The organism is Halobellus rarus (assembly GCF_024494595.1).
Taxonomy (GTDB): domain Archaea; phylum Halobacteriota; class Halobacteria; order Halobacteriales; family Haloferacaceae; genus Haloquadratum; species Haloquadratum rarum.
In genome coordinates, this window is the sequence record NZ_JANHDI010000001.1 from 302067 (window position 1) to 317623 (window position 15557).

Annotated in this window: 14 protein-coding genes; 7 read left to right on the forward strand and 7 right to left on the reverse strand. The window is 67.8% G+C overall.

Annotated elements, in window-relative coordinates:
- Window positions 1-70 precede the first annotated feature (70 nt).
- The 5 genes from NO876_RS01600 to NO876_RS01620 all read left to right on the forward strand — a co-directional run bounded on the left by NO876_RS01600 (window position 71) and on the right by NO876_RS01620 (window position 6338).
- On the forward strand, window positions 71-1120 hold the full coding sequence (locus tag NO876_RS01600) for a PAS domain-containing sensor histidine kinase (protein ID WP_256419919.1): 1050 nt from the start codon (window positions 71-73) through the stop codon (window positions 1118-1120).
- A 67-nt stretch (window positions 1121-1187) separates the two neighbouring features.
- Complete coding sequence (locus tag NO876_RS01605; protein ID WP_256419920.1) at window positions 1188-1931, forward strand: AzlC family ABC transporter permease; 744 nt, start codon at window positions 1188-1190, stop codon at window positions 1929-1931.
- Window positions 1931-2266, forward strand: coding sequence for an AzlD domain-containing protein (locus tag NO876_RS01610; protein WP_256419921.1), 336 nt, complete (start codon window positions 1931-1933; stop codon window positions 2264-2266). Before NO876_RS01605 ends, NO876_RS01610 begins: the two co-directional genes overlap by 1 nt.
- Before the next feature lie 140 nt (window positions 2267-2406).
- Window positions 2407-4377, forward strand: coding sequence for an AMP-dependent synthetase/ligase (locus NO876_RS01615; RefSeq protein ID WP_256419922.1), 1971 nt, complete (start codon window positions 2407-2409; stop codon window positions 4375-4377).
- An 89-nt stretch (window positions 4378-4466) separates the two neighbouring features.
- The gene (locus NO876_RS01620) at window positions 4467-6338 is read left to right on the forward strand and encodes a cation:proton antiporter domain-containing protein (protein ID WP_256419923.1); all 1872 of its coding nucleotides are present in this window, start codon (window positions 4467-4469) and stop codon (window positions 6336-6338) included.
- 3 nt (window positions 6339-6341) lie between these two features.
- Here the strand turns inward: NO876_RS01620 and NO876_RS01625 are convergent, their stop codons facing one another.
- Complete coding sequence (locus NO876_RS01625; protein WP_256419924.1) at window positions 6342-7475, reverse strand: thiolase family protein; 1134 nt, start codon at window positions 7473-7475, stop codon at window positions 6342-6344.
- A gap of 205 nt (window positions 7476-7680) precedes the next feature.
- Here NO876_RS01625 and NO876_RS01630 point away from each other — a divergent pair, with 205 nt between their 5' ends.
- Window positions 7681-9051, forward strand: coding sequence for an ATP-binding protein (locus tag NO876_RS01630; protein WP_256419925.1), 1371 nt, complete (start codon window positions 7681-7683; stop codon window positions 9049-9051).
- A gap of 127 nt (window positions 9052-9178) precedes the next feature.
- Window positions 9179-10003: an MBL fold metallo-hydrolase gene (locus NO876_RS01635; RefSeq protein ID WP_256419926.1), complete on the forward strand. Its 825-nt coding sequence runs from the start codon at window positions 9179-9181 to the stop codon at window positions 10001-10003.
- Between the two features lie 83 nt (window positions 10004-10086).
- Here NO876_RS01635 and NO876_RS01640 read toward each other — a convergent pair whose 3' ends face one another.
- From NO876_RS01640 to NO876_RS01665, 6 genes are all read right to left on the reverse strand, one after another.
- Complete coding sequence (locus NO876_RS01640; RefSeq protein WP_256419927.1) at window positions 10087-10617, reverse strand: DoxX family membrane protein; 531 nt, start codon at window positions 10615-10617, stop codon at window positions 10087-10089.
- A 98-nt stretch (window positions 10618-10715) separates the two neighbouring features.
- On the reverse strand, window positions 10716-11696 hold the full coding sequence (locus tag NO876_RS01645) for a DUF5787 family protein (protein ID WP_256419928.1): 981 nt from the start codon (window positions 11694-11696) through the stop codon (window positions 10716-10718).
- A 122-nt stretch (window positions 11697-11818) separates the two neighbouring features.
- Window positions 11819-12151 carry a NifU family protein gene (locus NO876_RS01650; RefSeq protein WP_256419929.1) on the reverse strand — a complete coding sequence of 111 codons (333 nt, stop codon included), beginning with the start codon at window positions 12149-12151 and terminating at the stop codon, window positions 11819-11821.
- A 151-nt stretch (window positions 12152-12302) separates the two neighbouring features.
- Window positions 12303-13952, reverse strand: coding sequence for an LVIVD repeat-containing protein (locus NO876_RS01655; RefSeq protein ID WP_256419930.1), 1650 nt, complete (start codon window positions 13950-13952; stop codon window positions 12303-12305).
- A complete protein-coding gene (locus NO876_RS01660) occupies window positions 13952-14920 on the reverse strand; it encodes an ROK family protein (RefSeq protein WP_256419931.1) in 969 nt (322 codons plus the stop codon). Before NO876_RS01660 ends, NO876_RS01655 begins: the two co-directional genes overlap by 1 nt.
- Window positions 14921-15083: 163 nt before the next feature.
- Entirely contained in the window at window positions 15084-15542 is a 459-nt protein-coding gene (locus NO876_RS01665; RefSeq protein ID WP_256419932.1) for a universal stress protein, read from the reverse strand.
- Window positions 15543-15557: the final 15 nt, after the last annotated feature.

Consider the following 15557-nt stretch of genomic DNA (forward strand, 5'->3'; position numbering starts at 1 on the left):
GCCTCCCTGCGATTCTCGTCAGTCAGTATTGTAGACCGGGCTTTATTCCATTCGGGAATATACGAGTAATATGAGCAACGCATCGCTCGGCAAACGACGCGATTTTCGGAACTTATTCGATCAGCTGGACGGGGTCGCGCTCTGGACGGCCACCGAACCCGGAACGTTCGACTACGTCAGCGACGGCTTCGAGGGAATCTGGGGGATTCCGCCCGAAGAAGTCCGAGATGACGTTGACAGGCTGCTGGAGACCATCCATCCCGACGACCGCGATCGCGTGCGAGCCAATATGGAGGCCTCGGGTCAGGAACTCCGCGACGAATCGTATGAAGGCCGCGTCGTTCGGCCGGACGGGTCGATACGATGGGTACTGACCCGACAAGTGCTCATCCGAGACAGTGAGGGGAGGGTGACTGAAGCCGTGGGCATCTCCACGGACATCACGGAGCAAAAGCGCCGGGAGCAAGAACTCGAAATGCTGAATCGGATCGTTCGCCACGACATGCGCAACGATCTGTCCGTGCTGCTCGGCTGGGCGGAGATGCTCGGAGAACACGTCGACGACGAGGGCCAGGAGTATCTCGAAAAAGTGCTCAACAGCGGCGAGCACGTGGTCGAACTAACGAAAATCGCTCGTGACTACGCCGAGACGGTCGTCGCTAACGAGGGTCTCACCGTAGAGCCCACTTCACTCTCCGATGCCCTAGAGACCGAACTCTCGCTTCGAGCGGAGTCCTTCCCGGACGCGGAGTTTGTGGTCCGTGACTCGCTTCCCGAAGCCGAGGTGACTGCCAACAGTATGCTCGCGTCGGTGTTCCGGAACCTCCTGAACAACGCCGTCCAGCACAACGACAAGGACACCCCCGTTGTCGAAGTCTCCTGTGAGCCGCGAGACGAAGACGTCGACGTACGGATCGCCGACAACGGTCCCGGGATTCCCGACGAACGGAAAGAGACGATCTTCGGGAAGGGCGAGAAAGGCCTCGACAGCCCGGGGGCGGGGATCGGACTCTATCTCGTCCACACGCTCGTCACTCAGTACGGCGGCGACGTCTGGGTCGAAGATAACGATCCGACGGGCTCGGTCTTCGTCGTCCAGTTGCCGAGAGCCAGCGACTAGCGGGTGTGACCGAAGCGGCCGGCCGCAAACCGTATCGGTTTACTCGTCCCGGACTGAATCCGCTCTCGTGTTCCGCTCTCGTCTCCCTGCGGAGGTCCGCCGCGGCGTCCGCGACGTCGCGCCGCTGCTCGTCGGCGTCGCGCCGTTCGGCCTCGTCGCGGGCGCGGCCGCCGTCGACGCCGGGCTGACGCCGCTGCAGGCCGTCGGGCTCTCGGTCGTCGTCTTCGCGGGCGCGTCGCAGCTGGCCGCGATCGACCTCTTCGGCAGCAACGCCGAACTGCTCGTGATCCTCCTCACGGGCGTCGTGATCAACCTCCGGATGCTGATGTACTCCGCGTCGATCGCGCCGCACTTCCGCTCGCTCCGCAGCGCCTGGAAGTCCCTCTGCGCGTACGTCCTCACCGATCAGGCGTACGCGCTCTCGATCGCACGGTACACCGACGCGACGGCCGAACTCGACGCGACCGAACGCCGCCGGTACTACCTCGCGGCCGGCGGGTCGCTGTGGATCGTCTGGCAGTGCTGTACGATCCTGGGGATCGTCGTCGGCGCGCGGGTCCCCGACGCCTGGGGGCTGTCCTTCGCCGTCCCGCTCGTCTTCTTGAGCCTGCTGATACCCGCGGTCACCTCCAAGCCGAAAGCGGTCGCCGCGCTCGTCGGCGGGGGCGTCGCCGTCGCCGGCGACGTGTTCGCCGTGCCGCTGGATCTGGGACTCATCCTCGGCGGTCTCGCGGGCGTCGTCGCCGGCGTCCTCGCCGACGAGTGGCTCGCGACGCCGGACGGTGACGCAGACGCGGGAGGTGCGCACTGATGCCGACCGAGTACGGGCCGCTCGCGGTGTGGAGCGTCGTCGTCGCGCTGGGGCTCGCGACCTTCGGCATCCGCGCGTCGTTCATCCACCTGTTCGGCCGGATCGACGACGTCCCCGACCGGGCGACGAACGCGCTCCGGTTCGTCCCGCCGGCGGTGTTCGCCGCGCTCGTCGCCCCCGCGTTCGTCGCTCCCGAGGGCGCGATCGCCGTCGTCGGCAACGAGCGACTCCTCGCGGGCGTCGTCGCCGCCGGGGTCACCTGGTACCTCGACGACGTCTTCGCGACGATCGTGGCCGGGATGGCGACCCTGTGGCTGCTGCGGTTCGGGATCTGACGGTCCTCGTGGACGATAGCTGACCGTTCCGAGGCGGCTGTTGGATAAACGCCGCCTGCGTGTGTCACGGTTGAACGGCGAACAACCGAGCGATTTCAGAACTACTACACATTTAATTCACGTCGGCTTCTGATGCACCTATGGAGTGGCGGGACGCGGAAGCGAGGTTCGACGACGACGTCCTCGGAGAGACGACGCTTCCCCGGATGTTCGACGAGAGCGCGGCGCGAAACGCCGATAGCGTCGCCCAGCGGTACAAAGGCGGGATCTACGACCGGTCGCTCGTCGCCAGCGACGTCGTCCCGTCCGCGCCCGACGGCGAATACGCCGATCTGACGTACGCCGAGATGCGCGGCATCGTCCGACGACTGGCGGCGGGCTTCCGCGACCTCGGCGTCGCCCCCGGCGACCGCGTCGGTATCCTCTCGGACACCCGGATGGAGTGGGCCCAGACCGACTTCGCGCTGCTCTCGATCGGCGGCGTCGTCACCACCGTCTATACCTCCTCCTCTGCGTCGCAGGTCGAGTACCTCCTCTCCGATCCCGGTGCGAGCGGCGTGGTCGTCGAGAACGCCGATCTGCTCTCGAAGGTGCTCGCTGTCGAAGACGACCTCGAACTGGAGTTCGTCGTGGTCGTCGACGAGATCCCCGACGGAAGCGGGATGGCCGGTGCGGTGCGCGACCGCGACGACGTCCACACGCTCGGCGACGTCTACGCCCGCGGCGACGGGGAGTTCGACCCCGCGGCCTTCGAATCGTGGCTGGGTGACCGCGACCCCGACGACCTGGCCTCGCTCATCTACACCTCGGGGACGACCGGCCGTCCGAAGGGCGTCGAACTGACGCACCGGAACTTCCGCTCGAACGTCGACGGCTGTTACCGGCGGTTCGGTCCCCGTCCGGACAGAGACCGAGGAACGATCTCCCCCGAGGCGACGACCCTGTCGTTCCTCCCGCTGGCGCACGTCTTCGAGCGCCTCGCCGGCCACTTCCTGATGTTCGCCGCGGGCGCGACCGTCGCCTACGCGGAGAGCCCCGATTCGCTCCGGGAGGACTTCCGGGCCGTCCGGCCGACGGTCGGGACGTCGGTCCCGCGGGTCTACGAGAAGCTCTACGACGCGATCCGATCGCAGGCGGCCGAATCCGGACTGAAGCGACGGATCTTCGAGTGGGCGGTCGAGGTCGGACGCGCCCACCAGGCCGCGGACGACCCCGGTACCCTACTGTCCGCGAAGCACCGGATCGCCGACCGACTGGTGTTCGAGCAGGTCCGCGAGGCCCTCGGCGGCCGCGTCGAGTTCCTCATCAGCGGCGGCGGCAGCCTGTCGCCGGAGCTGTGCCGCCTGTATCACGCGATGGGGCTGCCGATCCTGGAGGGATACGGCCTCACGGAGACGTCTCCGGTCGTCGCGGCCAACCCGCCGGAGGAACCGCGGATCGGGACGATCGGCCCGCCGCTGTCGAACGTCGAGATCCGACTCGACCGATCGATCGTCGCGGACGGCGACAGTGGTTCCGAAGTGGGCTCGGACGCCCCCGACGTCGGCGAACTGCTCGTCCGCGGGCCGAGCGTCTCGGCCGGCTACTGGAACCGCCCCGACGAGACGGCCGCGGCGTTCACCGACGACGGCTGGTTCCGGACCGGCGACGTCGTCGAGCGCGCCCCCGACGACTACCTCACGTTCCGCGAGCGGGCCAAACAGCTCCTGGTTCTCTCGACGGGCAAGAACGTCGCGCCCGGGCCGATCGAGGACGCCTTCGCCGCCAGTTCCGTGATCGAGCAGTGTCTCGTCGTCGGCGACGGCCGCAAGTTCGTCTCCGCGCTCTTCGTCCCCAACGTCGAGGGCATCCGCGAGTGGGCACTGCGAGAGGGGATCGACCTCCCCGACGACCGGGCGGCGATCAGCCGCGACGACCGGGTCCGACGGCGGATCCAGCGAGAGGTCGACGAGATCAACGAGCGGTTCGAGCCCTACGAGCGGATCAAGCGGTTCAGAGTCCTTCCGGAGCCGTTTTCGGAGGACGACGACACGCTGACGCCGACGATGAAGAAGAAACGGCGGAACATCTTGGATCGATACGCCGACCGGATCGAGATGATTTACGAGTAGGTGGCGGCCCCGCGACGTCCCGGTCTTTCGTCGGACACGTGGTTTTATACGGGATCGGACCCCCGAGAGAGAAGTATGGAGGACGAATAGTGGCTGCGGCAGGTGGCTCGTTCCTGCTTCCGATCGTCGCGTCGATCATCGCCATCGGCGTGATCGCCCAGATCCTCGCAGACCGGTTTCAGGTCCCGAGTGTCGTGTTTCTCATCGCGGCCGGCGTCCTCCTCGGTCCGGAAGTTCTCGGCGTCGTCGGCCCCGATTCCTTCGGGAACGCGCTGGGTGCGATCGTCGGTCTCTCGGTGGCGATCATCGTCTTCGAGGGCGCGTTCCACCTCCGAATCGAGAAACTCCGTGAGGCCCCGGCAGCGACGCTGAAACTCGTTACGCTCGGTGCCGCGGTCGCGCTCGTGGGAACCGCCGCCGCCGTCCATTTCCTGCTCAGTGCGCCGTGGGACATCTCGTTTCTCGTCGGCGCGCTCCTCGTGGCGACGGGACCGACGGTCGTCACGCCGATCCTCAACGTGGTACCCACCCGCGACCGGGTGGCGGCCGTACTGGAGACGGAGGGGATCGTCAACGACGTGACGGCGGCGATCACCGCGGTCGTCATCTTCAACGCGATCAACGTCGGCATCGACGATCCGCTGCCGCTTCTGACGCTGTTCGCGGAACGCCTGGGCGTCGGCGTCGTCGTCGGCGGACTGGTCGCCGGACTGTTGATTTACGCGCTTCGGCACGTCGACCTCTCGCCGGGGAACGCGCCTCGAAACGCCCGACTGCTCGTCCTCGCCGGGGCGCTCGTCGCCTACGGCGCGGCCGACACGATCGACACGGAAGCGGGCGTCGCGGCCGTCGCGACAGCGGGGATCCTCCTCGGGAACGCCGACATCCCCTACGAAGACGAGATCTCGGCGTTCAAAGGCGACGTGACGCTCGTCGTCCTCTCGTTCGTCTTCATCGCGCTCGCGGCGCTTCTCCGGTTCGAGGTGCTGTTGGACCTCGGCGTTCGCGGCCTCCTCGTCGCCGTCATCGTGGCGCTCGTCCTCCGACCGGCCCTGGTGTTCGCCTCCGCGACGGGGAGCCGCTTTACGACCGGCGAGAAGTGGTTTATGAGTCTGGTCGGTCCCCGGGGGATCATCCCGGCGTCGGTCGCGACGCTCTTCGCCATCGGTCTCCGGGACGCGGGACGGACCGCGTCGGCGGATCTGCTCGTCGGGACCGTCTTTCTCGTCATCTTCGTCACTGTCGTTTTCGAAGGCGGATTCGCCCGACAGATCGCAGAATACCTCGATATCATTCCAATGCGCGTACTCATCATCGGAGGCGGACGGGTGGGCCGAACGCTCGCCGAACGCCTCGAAGACCGCGGAGAGAACGTAGTGCTAATCGAACAGGACGAATCGGTCGTCGAGACCGCGCGGAACGCCGGGTTCACCGTTCACCAAGGCGACGGAACCGACACGGAGGTTCTCCGGTCCGCCGGCGCGGCCAACGCGCGGATCGTCGTCGGCGCGACCGGCGACGACGACGTGAACCTGCTCGTCTCACAGCTGAGCAGCTCGAAGTTCGACCCCGAGACCGTCCTCGCGCGGGTGAACAACCCCGAGAACGCCGACGCGTTCGAGGAACTCGGCGTGCGGACCATCTCGGCGACGGTCGCGACGGCGCAGGCGATGGACAACTACATCGAGCGGCCGTCGATGATGGGCTGGATGGACGAGGTCGGCCACACCGGCGAAATTCAGGAAGCGGCGGTCACGTCCGAGGACCTGATCGGGCGACCGATACGCGAGGTCGGTCCGGATCTGCCGGGCGACTGCCTGATCGCGCTCGTCCAGCGGGACGGTGAGACGCGGGTCCCGAGCGCGGACTTCCCCATCGAACGGGGCGACCGGCTGACGATCATCGGCGACCGCGAAGACGTCCACGAGGCAATTCGGCAGGTCGACCCCGAGGGCAGGTAGCCGCTACCGCGAGAACTCGATCGCCGCGCCTTGGCCGAAGCCGACGCAGAGTGTCGCGAGTCCGCGCTCGACGTCGCGCTTCTCCATTTCGTGAATGAGCGTCACCGGGAGACGCGCACCCGAGGCGCCCAGCGGATGACCGATCGCGATCGCGCCGCCGTTGACGTTGTACCGCTCGGGATCGACGCCGAGTTCACGGCGCGCGTAGACGCACTGGCTGGCGAACGCCTCGTTGAGTTCCACCAGGTCGTAGTCGTCGACGTCGGTCCCGGCGCGCGAAAGCAGGTTCCGCGTCGCCGGCACGGGGCCGATTCCCATCACCGTCGGATCGACGCCGGCGACGGCGTTGGTTCCGACCTCCGCGAGGACGTCGAGGTCGTGATCCTCGGCGAACGCCCGCGACGTGACGAGCGTCGCGGCCGCGCCGTCCGTCACCTGTGAGGAGTTGCCGGCGGTGACGCTCCCGTCGCCGGTGAACGCTGGCGAGAGCTCCGAGAGTACTTCCAGCGACGTGTCCGGCCGGATCCCCTCGTCCTCGGAGACGGTCCCCTCTCCCGCCTCGATCGGGACGATCTCGTCGTCGAAGCGCCCCGACTCGGTCGCCTCAGCGGCGCGCTGGTGCGACCGAAGCGCGTACTCGTCCTGAGCCTCCCGGGAGACGCCGTACTCCTCGGCGACCTTCTCGGCGGTCATCCCCATCTGGAGTTCGAAGACGTTGTACCGCTCCGAGAGCTCCGGGTGGAGGTGCTGATACGAGTCGCCGTCCATCGGGACGCGACTCATACTCTCGACGCCGCCGGCGATGACGCACTCGCGGTTCCCCGCGGCGATCGCATCGGAGGCGGAGATGACCGCCTGCATCGACGAGGCGCACCAGCGGTTGATTGTCGTCGCCGGGACGCCCTCGCCCAGGTCCGAGAGGAGCGCGATCACGCGGGCGACGTTGTTGTCCTGTTCGCCGCGCTGCTGGGCGACGCCCCACATCAGGTCGTCGACGGCGTCGCTTCCCAGTCCGGTCTCGGCCAGGATGTGGTCGATCAGCGCGGTCGAGAGGTCCTCGCTCCGGACGTCCTCGAAGGCGCCGCCGGCCTTCCCGAACGGCGTGCGGTTCGCGGCGGCGATGACTGGCGTTGGCATAGGGGCACATGGAATCCGCGCCGGCATAAAAGGGGGAGAACGCGGGAGACCGCACACGGAGTTGTACGCAGGAGGCGTTTGTTTCCCTCGAGATCGACACCGCTGCGCTCTGTGGCCGGATGGTCCGGCGGATATGTTTCGGCCGGGAGTGGCGGCTACGGACGTTTCGACGCGCTTATGCGGATGAGTCGGCAACGTCTTTGGGATGACTAATCGGGCTCTCGAAGTCGTCGAGTTCCTCCTCACGGCGCACCTCTACAGCGAAAACCGTGACCTCGACGAGAACGATCTGCCACCGCGATACCGCCGGGTCTTCTGGACGGAGCCGTCTGAAGACGACGAGGACGACGACGGTCCCAACGTCGTCGGCATCGAGCGACCGCTCGTCGTCACCGACAGCGTCGCGCGGAAAGCGACCGGCGTCGAGCACCCCTGGGACGCCATCTCCGATCTGCTCTTCACTCAGCGCGAGGAGTTCTCGGGACGCATCTCGCTGACGCAGCCCGAGATGGCGATCGAGTGGTACCTCGACCGCGCCGACCGCGAGCGGCTGGAGACGAACCCGACGATCGCGGCCACCGTTGAAGACCGCGACGGGGTCGACGTGACCCACGACGAGGCGCGCGAGCAGACCCGTCCGATCCAGGCCGACCGCGTCTGGATCGACAGCCTGCTCGAGGAGTACTTCGACGAGGAGGAGGACGCCGAGATGCTGGATCTCGTCCAGGTCCGCGCGCCCGAGGAGATCGAGATGACCCTCGACGACCTCGTGCTCACCGGCGATCAGGAGGGCGAGATCCACAAGCTGATGCAGGCGATCGAACACCGCGAGTACCTCGCGGACATTGGCCTGCGCGAGATCGGCAAGATCCTCTTCGTCGGCCCGCCGGGGACGGGGAAGACGACCGTCTCACGGGCGCTCGCACACGAGCTCGGCCTCCCCTTCGTCGAGGTGAAGCTCTCGATGATCACGAGCCAATACCTCGGCGAGACCGCGAAGAACGTCGAGAAGACCTTCGAGGTCGCAAAGCGGCTCTCGCCGTGTATCCTCTTCATCGACGAGTTCGACTCCGTCGCGAAGACGCGCCGCTCCGACGAGCACGCGGCGCTGAAGCGCGCGGTCAACACGCTCCTGAAGAGCATCGACGACATCTCGCTGATCCGCGACGAGGTGATCCTCATCGGCGCGACCAACCACCCCGATCAGCTCGACGCGGCGGCCTGGCGGCGCTTCGACGAGATCGTGAACTTCCCGAAGCCGGACAGCGGGATGCGCGCGGACATCCTCCGCATCATCACCCGACGGATGGACATCGACGAGTTCGACCCGGAGGCCATCGCCGAACTGACCGAGGGACTCACCGGCTCGGACCTCCGGATGGTGTTCCGCGAGGCCGTCCTGGAGGCGCTCACCGAAGAACGGATGACGCTCACACAGGACGACATCGTCGACGCCGTCGAGGACTTCGAGGAGCGGGACAACCTGAAGAATATGGATATGATGTCCGACGGCGAGCAGTTGGTCGCGGGCGACGGCGGAGACGGGAACTCGCACGACCACTCCCACGACCACTGAATCGGTTGGGAAACAGCCCGACGGGACAAAACGACGCCGTCCTCGCCACTCCGCTGGACGGTACGGATTCTGTCGCCGCCGATCGTTTCGGCCACGCTTATGAGTCGTCCGCCCTCACTCCTCTACGATGCGGGTCACGCTCCTCGGCACGGGCGATACGACCGGGACGCCGACCGTGGATTGCGACTGCGAGACGTGCGCCGAAGCGCGCCGTCGCGGCGTCGAACGCACCCGCTTTTCGGTCCACGTCGAGAACGAGCGCACCGGCGAGTCGCTGCTCGTCGACTTCAGCCCGGACTTCCGGCACCAGTTCCTGACGCAGGCGGTCCCGCTTCCGGACGCCGGTATCGTCACGCACATCCACTTCGATCACCTCGACGGCCTCGGGAACGCCTACCGCCTCTTCGACGACCTCCCGGTGTACGCCGCCGACGAGACCGACCCGCTGACCGACGAGAGCGTCGCCGAGACCGTCTCGCGGAAGTACGATTACCTGGACCGCGTGAGCGTCCACGCTTGCTCTCCCTTCGAACCGTTCGAGGTCTGCGGGCTGGAGGTGACGCTCGTCCCCGTCGACCACCCGCCGCTGCTCTGTTACGGGCTGGCGATCGAGGATCCCGAAACGGGAGCGAAGCTGTCGCTGTCGGGCGATACGAGCTACGGCGTCCCCGAGGAATCGCGGGACGTCCTCGACGACCCGGATCTGCTCCTCGCAGACGGGATCGTTCCGGCGTCGCTGAGCGAACATCACCCGCGCGGCGGGAAACACTTCGACGATGACGGCGTCCCGCGGACGTTCGGTCAGAAGCACATGACCAGAGAGGGCGCGCTCGACCTCGCGGCCGATCTCTCGGCGACGGCGACGCGCGTCGTCCACACGGCGCACTTTTACCCCGCCGAGGAGGCCTTCGAGGAACCGCTGGCCGTCGACGGCGAGGTCTACGAGTTGTGATCGACGGAGTCAACGCCGGTACTGTAGCGGTCGTCGCGAAACCGAAAAGGCGTCGGTGGTGGCTGCCCTCGCCGCGGGCACTGCTACCCGAGGAGGTACTTCGCGATGCGCTTCTTCCCGAGTTCGGTCTGCTCGATGATCGCGTCCAGGCCGAGCACGCGGCCCGCGCCGAGGACGCCGAGCGTGACGAACAGCATCAGGCCCATCAGGTCGCCGTTGACCAGGCCGTGCGCCCAGCTAGCGTTCCCGAGGTAGAAGAACGTCATCAGGACGGCCCCGAAGAAGCTCGCCAGCCGGACGAGCGCGCCGGCGACGAGTCCGAGGCCGATGAGCGTCTCGCCCACCGGGACCATGAAGTTCGCGAACTCCACCATCCACGGCGTCTGGCCCGCCCAGACGAGGAAGCCCTGGATGGGGCTGGCCGCGCCCACGTTGACGAGGTACCCCTGCGCGCTGAACGGTTCGCCCGCGACGAAGGCGAACTTGGTGATCCCCGCGTGGAGGAACCAGTAGCCCGTCACGACTCGGAGCACGGCGACCCAGTAACCCGCGAGGGTGCCCCGTAGGTCGAACTCCACCGGATTTGCCAGTTTGGCCTGCGTGGATGTTGCCATCGTCGGTCACCTCACATCTGGACGATCGACCGGAGAGACGGTATAAACCCGGGCCGGTTTTCAGTATTCTGGAACGGACTTACTCGAATTCGAAATAGCTACCTGAACCGGTCGAGCCCCGACTGCCGTCGCACGACGCCTGCCGGGTCCCGTCGCCAGGGCGTCCGCTCGTCCCGGAGTTCGTCGCCGTCGACGTCGGGCCTCGCTCCGGGGTCGTGAGCGCGACACCCCGCTCCGCAGGTCCGCCCGGGATCGACGACGCGGTCGAACTGGGCGCAGTAGGGCCGCCCGTCGGGAGTCGCCGCCGCGTGCGCACACGCCGGGAGGTCGTACGTCCGCCAGCCCTTGCCGTAGGCCCGCTCGGCGACCCGCGTCCGAGCCCGCTCTTTCGCGTCGCTGTCGACGAGCGCGACCTCGGTCCGAAGCGGGCGCTCGGCGACCAGTTCGACGCCCGGACCGCCGGTCGACAGCGGTATCGCCTCGCGGATCACCTCGCGCGCTCCGTTCTCGAGGTCGAACCGCCAGACGCCCACCTCGTCGGGGATCCGATTCAGATGCGCGCGCGTCACGTGACTCGCGGTCGCCAGGATCACTTCCTCGAACAGCCCGAGCGAGACGTCCGTTCGGAGCTGTCTGCCCAGGGCTCCCGGCTCGCCGAGGTCGGGCTTGTTCTCGATGCCGACGAGGCCGCGGAACCACCCCTCGGGGTACCGCGTCGTCTGCCGGAGGTACTCCCGTCCCCCGCGCCGTTCCGTCGCGAAGAACCCGGCCTCGACGGCGGCGTCGACGACGGACTCGTGGAGTTCCTCGGAGTCGCGGACGACGCGGTTTCGCGGGACGCGCTCGCCGACGCCGACGGCGCTCTCGACGGCACGCACCGGAATCGTTCGATCGGTGATCCGCGCGCGCCGCTCGAAGTCGGGTCCGGGAACGATGCCGACGACGTCGGCGATGCGCCGGCCCGAACGCTCGACCGCCGCGCCCAGCTGGCGGCCGACGATCCACTCGGTCGACTCTTCGAGGTGCGCACAGAGTGCGAGTTCGAAGGCGAACTCCCGCGGCGTGTCGGCGTCGACCACGTCCGATCGAACGGTTCCACGAAATAAAAGCGCGCCGTCGGCTCCGGAGATCGCTGCCGCCCGTTGCTCCCTGCCGGAGCGTCGACGCCGCGATGTCCAGCTTCCGGGTGACCGCCCCGTTTTCAGAAGTGACCGGGGTCTTCGGTGCCGTACTGGAGCTCGCCGCCGCGGCCGCCCTCGACGGTGCTGTTCCCGTGGTCGCCGGCGCTCGGCACCTTCACGCGGACGTCCTCGATTTCCGCGAACTCCATCATCAGATCCGCCTTGATGTTGTCGGCCGTGATGTTCGAGATGCCGCAGCCGGCGCAGGCCCCTCCCAGCTCGACGACGACCTCGCCGGTGTCGGGGTCGGCCTTCCGGACGACGCTCTCGCCCCCGTGCATCTGGATGATCGGCATCTGCCCGGCCATCCACGTCTCGACGCGCCGCCGGAGAGAGTCCTCGGATTCGCTCATCACTCCCCATTCGACCCCGAAGCTTTGGAACCTTGCGGTTGTGCTCGCAGGGCTCTCCCGGGGACAAAAGTGTATCACGGTCTTCGAGGAGGGTCTCTACGTCCCCACGCTGCCCGGCGTAACACCCCGCTCTGTCCGCCCCGGGCGCCGATCACTCCTCCTGGGACTTTCCCACGAGCCGCCAGGCGGCCAGTCCGAGGCCGGCGACGCCGGCCGCGACACCGAACCCCGGCGCACTGATTCCGCGGCCGTCGCTCGACGCGGACTCTGTCTCTGTCGCCCTCCTCTCGGTCGTCTCCGTCCGTGTCGCCTGTGAGGCGTCGCCGGATTCCGTCTCGATCCCCGAGACCGGCGTCGGCTCCCGGTCCGGCAGCACTTCTGGTGACCTGGCCTGTTCGCCGGCGTGATCGGGGAACGTGTACAGCCGACCCGGGACGTCGTCGACGCCCATACTGCTCGCGACGAAGAACCCCTCCCGCTCGCCGGCCTGCGCCAGCCGCGCGGTCCAGAACTTCGCGGCGAGTGGATCCCGCCACCACGAGACCTCCTCGGGCGCGCCGGGGTCGGAGACGTCGTGGCGCTTGACGCCGCCCTGGTACCACGAGGAGTAGAGGACGCCGCCCGCGATCTCGAAGTTGTGTGCGGTCGTCCAGACGCCGCCGTAGGTCGGATCCGGCGACGGCGGTGCCGGGATCGTCGCGCGGTATTCCGGCGATTCGGGATCGGAGACGTCCCAGAGATCGATGCCCGAGGGGCCGCCGTCGTAGGCGTCGGGCGCGGCGGTTCCACCGGCGGCGGTCGTCCCGCTGTCGGCCGCCGTAGGGGTCCGTGTCCCGCCAGCATCCGTTCCCGTCTCTCCTCCTTTCTCCCCCGCCGTCTGCACCGCATCCCCGTCATCCGCTCGGATCCCCCACGACTCGCGGCCGACGCCCAGCAGCGTCCCCGACTCGTCGGTCGCGACGTAGTGGTGGTTCCCCGGCGGCAGCGTCGCCTCCCGGCGGGCCTCCGATCGGGAGAACGCCGCGAACGCCTCGGGGTCGCCGCCGCCGACGCTGCCCACGGCGACGGGGGCGTCGGGTTCGGAGACGTCGAGGAGCCAGGTGCCGGCGTCCCACATCGCGACGAAGGCCGTCGAGTCGCGAACGAAGACGTCGTGAACGCTCCGCAGCGTGCTCGGCACCTCGCCCCACGACGGATCGGCGTCTTCGAGCGCCCAGCGGCCGAGTTCCTCGCCCGTCTCCACGTCGAGGAGGACGAGCGGGTTCCGGCCACCGTCGTTGCCGGTGAGGTAGGCGACGCCGTCGCGGACGAAGCAGTTGTGGATCGGAAAGGACGTCTCGTGGAACGCCCGTTCCTCGGGGGTCTCTGGGTCGCTCACATCGACGACGAGGACGCCCGCGAGCGCGCCGGGAAGCGGGTTCGCGGGGCCGACGACGACGAGCGTGTCCGGATCGGTCGCGTCGAGCTTCACGTCGAAGACGCCGCGGAGGGGCCCGCCGTCGCGGTCCGCGAGCGGTTCGCGCACGTCGGCGAGAAGTCGGGGCCGGTCCGGCACGGAGACGTCGACGGCGGCGTATCCGGTCGTGGCCGCGAGGTAAGCGACCTCGCCGTCGGGATCGACGACCGCCTCCTTCGCGCCCTCGACGTCGATGAACCCGTACGGCTCGTACGGCCCGGGATGAGCGGCTGCAGTCGACGCTCCCGCCGGTCCACTGCGCTCGACCAGGGCGCTCGTTCCGAACAGCGCGGCACCCGCTCCGAACAGCGCGCCGCCGGCACGCAGGACGTCGCGTCGACGCATCAGAGCCGCGCTCTGTCTCCGGTCCCGTCGGTCATCGCGCTGGCCAGCGCACCCTTCACGACCACGTCGTCGCCGAGCGTCGTCAGTTGGATCTCGGGGACGTTCGACATCACCATCTCGTCCATCCGCTCGCGGACCGGATCGAGGATCCGATCGGGATTGTTGAGCGCGACCGCGCCGCCGACGTACACGATGAGCGGCGCGTAGGCGTGGACGATGTTCGCGACGCCCATCGCGTTCCAGTGGGCGAGTTGTTCGACGACGTGCGTGGCGAACTCGTCGGTCCCGTCGTGTTCGAAGACGTCGACGGCGGAGAAGTCCGGATCGTCGATCGGGAGGGCCGTCTCGATGTCGTCTTCCTCAAAGAGGAACTCCGCGTACCGCGGGATGTTGTTGCCCGAGCAGTACGCCTCCCAGTGGCCGTCGTGTCCGCAGCCGCAGGTGAGGATCCCCTGCGGGTCGACGGTCATGTGTCCGACTTCGCCCGCGTTGCCGTCCCACCCCGAGAGGACGTTGCCGTCGACGCAGACGCCCGCGCCGATGCCCGAGGAGATGGTGAGATAGACCATGTCGTCGGGGTTCCGGTCGGAGTAGAACCGCTCGCCGATGACGCCGGCGTTCGTATCGTTGTGGAGGTACACCTGATCGGTGTCGAAGAGCACCGACAGCGGGCCGGTGAGCGGGATGCGGTCGATCGTGTCCGGGAGGTTCGCCGGGTTCTCGACCGTGCCCTCCGCGAGGTCTAGCGGACCGATCGCGCCGATTCCCGCAGCGTTCACCTGTTCGGGGTCCACACCGCCCTCTGCGCACGCTTCTCTGGCGACCCGGAGAACGGCTTCGGTGACCGTGATTCCGGTCGGCCCCCGCGGAGTTCCGCGGTCGCTGCGTCCGATGACCGTGCCGCCGTCGTCGGCGACGACCGCACGGACGTTCGTCGCCCCGAGGTCGACGCCCACGTAGTAGGCCATTGTGTCGATACGGGTGATCCCCGCACTTAACTCAGCGGGTTCGCGTCGATCCCGCGGCTGTGCATCCCGGCTGCGAACGCTCGATATTCGGCGTCGAAGACAGTCAGACCCGCAGCATCGCTACGTGGATGACCGCCTTGGATCGACCGCCCTCAACCGGAGTTCACTTGGTTCCGGCCCGAACGAACGTGACCGGACAGGGTGAATCGAGCATCACCGTCTGACCGGTGCTTCCGAAGACCGCCTTGCCCGCCGGCGAGCGCCGTTCTCCACCGATGACGATACGGTCGGCGGCGACGGCCTCGGCCAGTTCCACGATCGAGTCGGCGTGGTCGCCCACCGAACCACGAACCTCGTAGTCCACGTCGGCCTCGTCGAGTCGATCGACGATGTCACGGACGCTCGCGTGGCGCCCGGCGACGTCGTCGGGCGATACCTCGCCGGTATCGCGATCGAATTCCAGCTTTTCGAGCGCGTCTTCGTACTCGTCACGCGTGAACACGTGTCCGACGACGACCGTCGCGCCCGTCGGTCCGGCGACGTCTAGCGTCTCCTCGGTCAACCGACCGATCTGATCTCGGTCGTTCGGTCCGACCGCCAGTAGAATCGTCTCTATCGTCATTTGTCACGATTGACT

What these genes read in the sequence shown, in the direction of transcription:
- NO876_RS01600 (WP_256419919.1), top strand. Translation starts at nt 71, where the DNA reads ATGAGCAACGCATCGCTCGGCAAACGACGCGATTTTCGGAACTTATTC.
- NO876_RS01640 (WP_256419927.1), bottom strand. Translation starts at nt 10,617, where the DNA reads ATGGCAACATCCACGCAGGCCAAACTGGCAAATCCGGTGGAGTTCGAC.
- NO876_RS01615 (WP_256419922.1), top strand. Translation starts at nt 2,407, where the DNA reads ATGGAGTGGCGGGACGCGGAAGCGAGGTTCGACGACGACGTCCTCGGA.
- NO876_RS01665 (WP_256419932.1), bottom strand. Translation starts at nt 15,542, where the DNA reads ATGACGATAGAGACGATTCTACTGGCGGTCGGACCGAACGACCGAGAT.
- NO876_RS01625 (WP_256419924.1), bottom strand. Translation starts at nt 7,475, where the DNA reads ATGCCAACGCCAGTCATCGCCGCCGCGAACCGCACGCCGTTCGGGAAG.
- NO876_RS01655 (WP_256419930.1), bottom strand. Translation starts at nt 13,952, where the DNA reads ATGCGTCGACGCGACGTCCTGCGTGCCGGCGGCGCGCTGTTCGGAGCG.
- NO876_RS01610 (WP_256419921.1), top strand. Translation starts at nt 1,931, where the DNA reads ATGCCGACCGAGTACGGGCCGCTCGCGGTGTGGAGCGTCGTCGTCGCG.
- NO876_RS01630 (WP_256419925.1), top strand. Translation starts at nt 7,681, where the DNA reads ATGACTAATCGGGCTCTCGAAGTCGTCGAGTTCCTCCTCACGGCGCAC.
- NO876_RS01635 (WP_256419926.1), top strand. Translation starts at nt 9,179, where the DNA reads ATGCGGGTCACGCTCCTCGGCACGGGCGATACGACCGGGACGCCGACC.
- NO876_RS01650 (WP_256419929.1), bottom strand. Translation starts at nt 12,151, where the DNA reads ATGAGCGAATCCGAGGACTCTCTCCGGCGGCGCGTCGAGACGTGGATG.
- NO876_RS01660 (WP_256419931.1), bottom strand. Translation starts at nt 14,920, where the DNA reads ATGGCCTACTACGTGGGCGTCGACCTCGGGGCGACGAACGTCCGTGCG.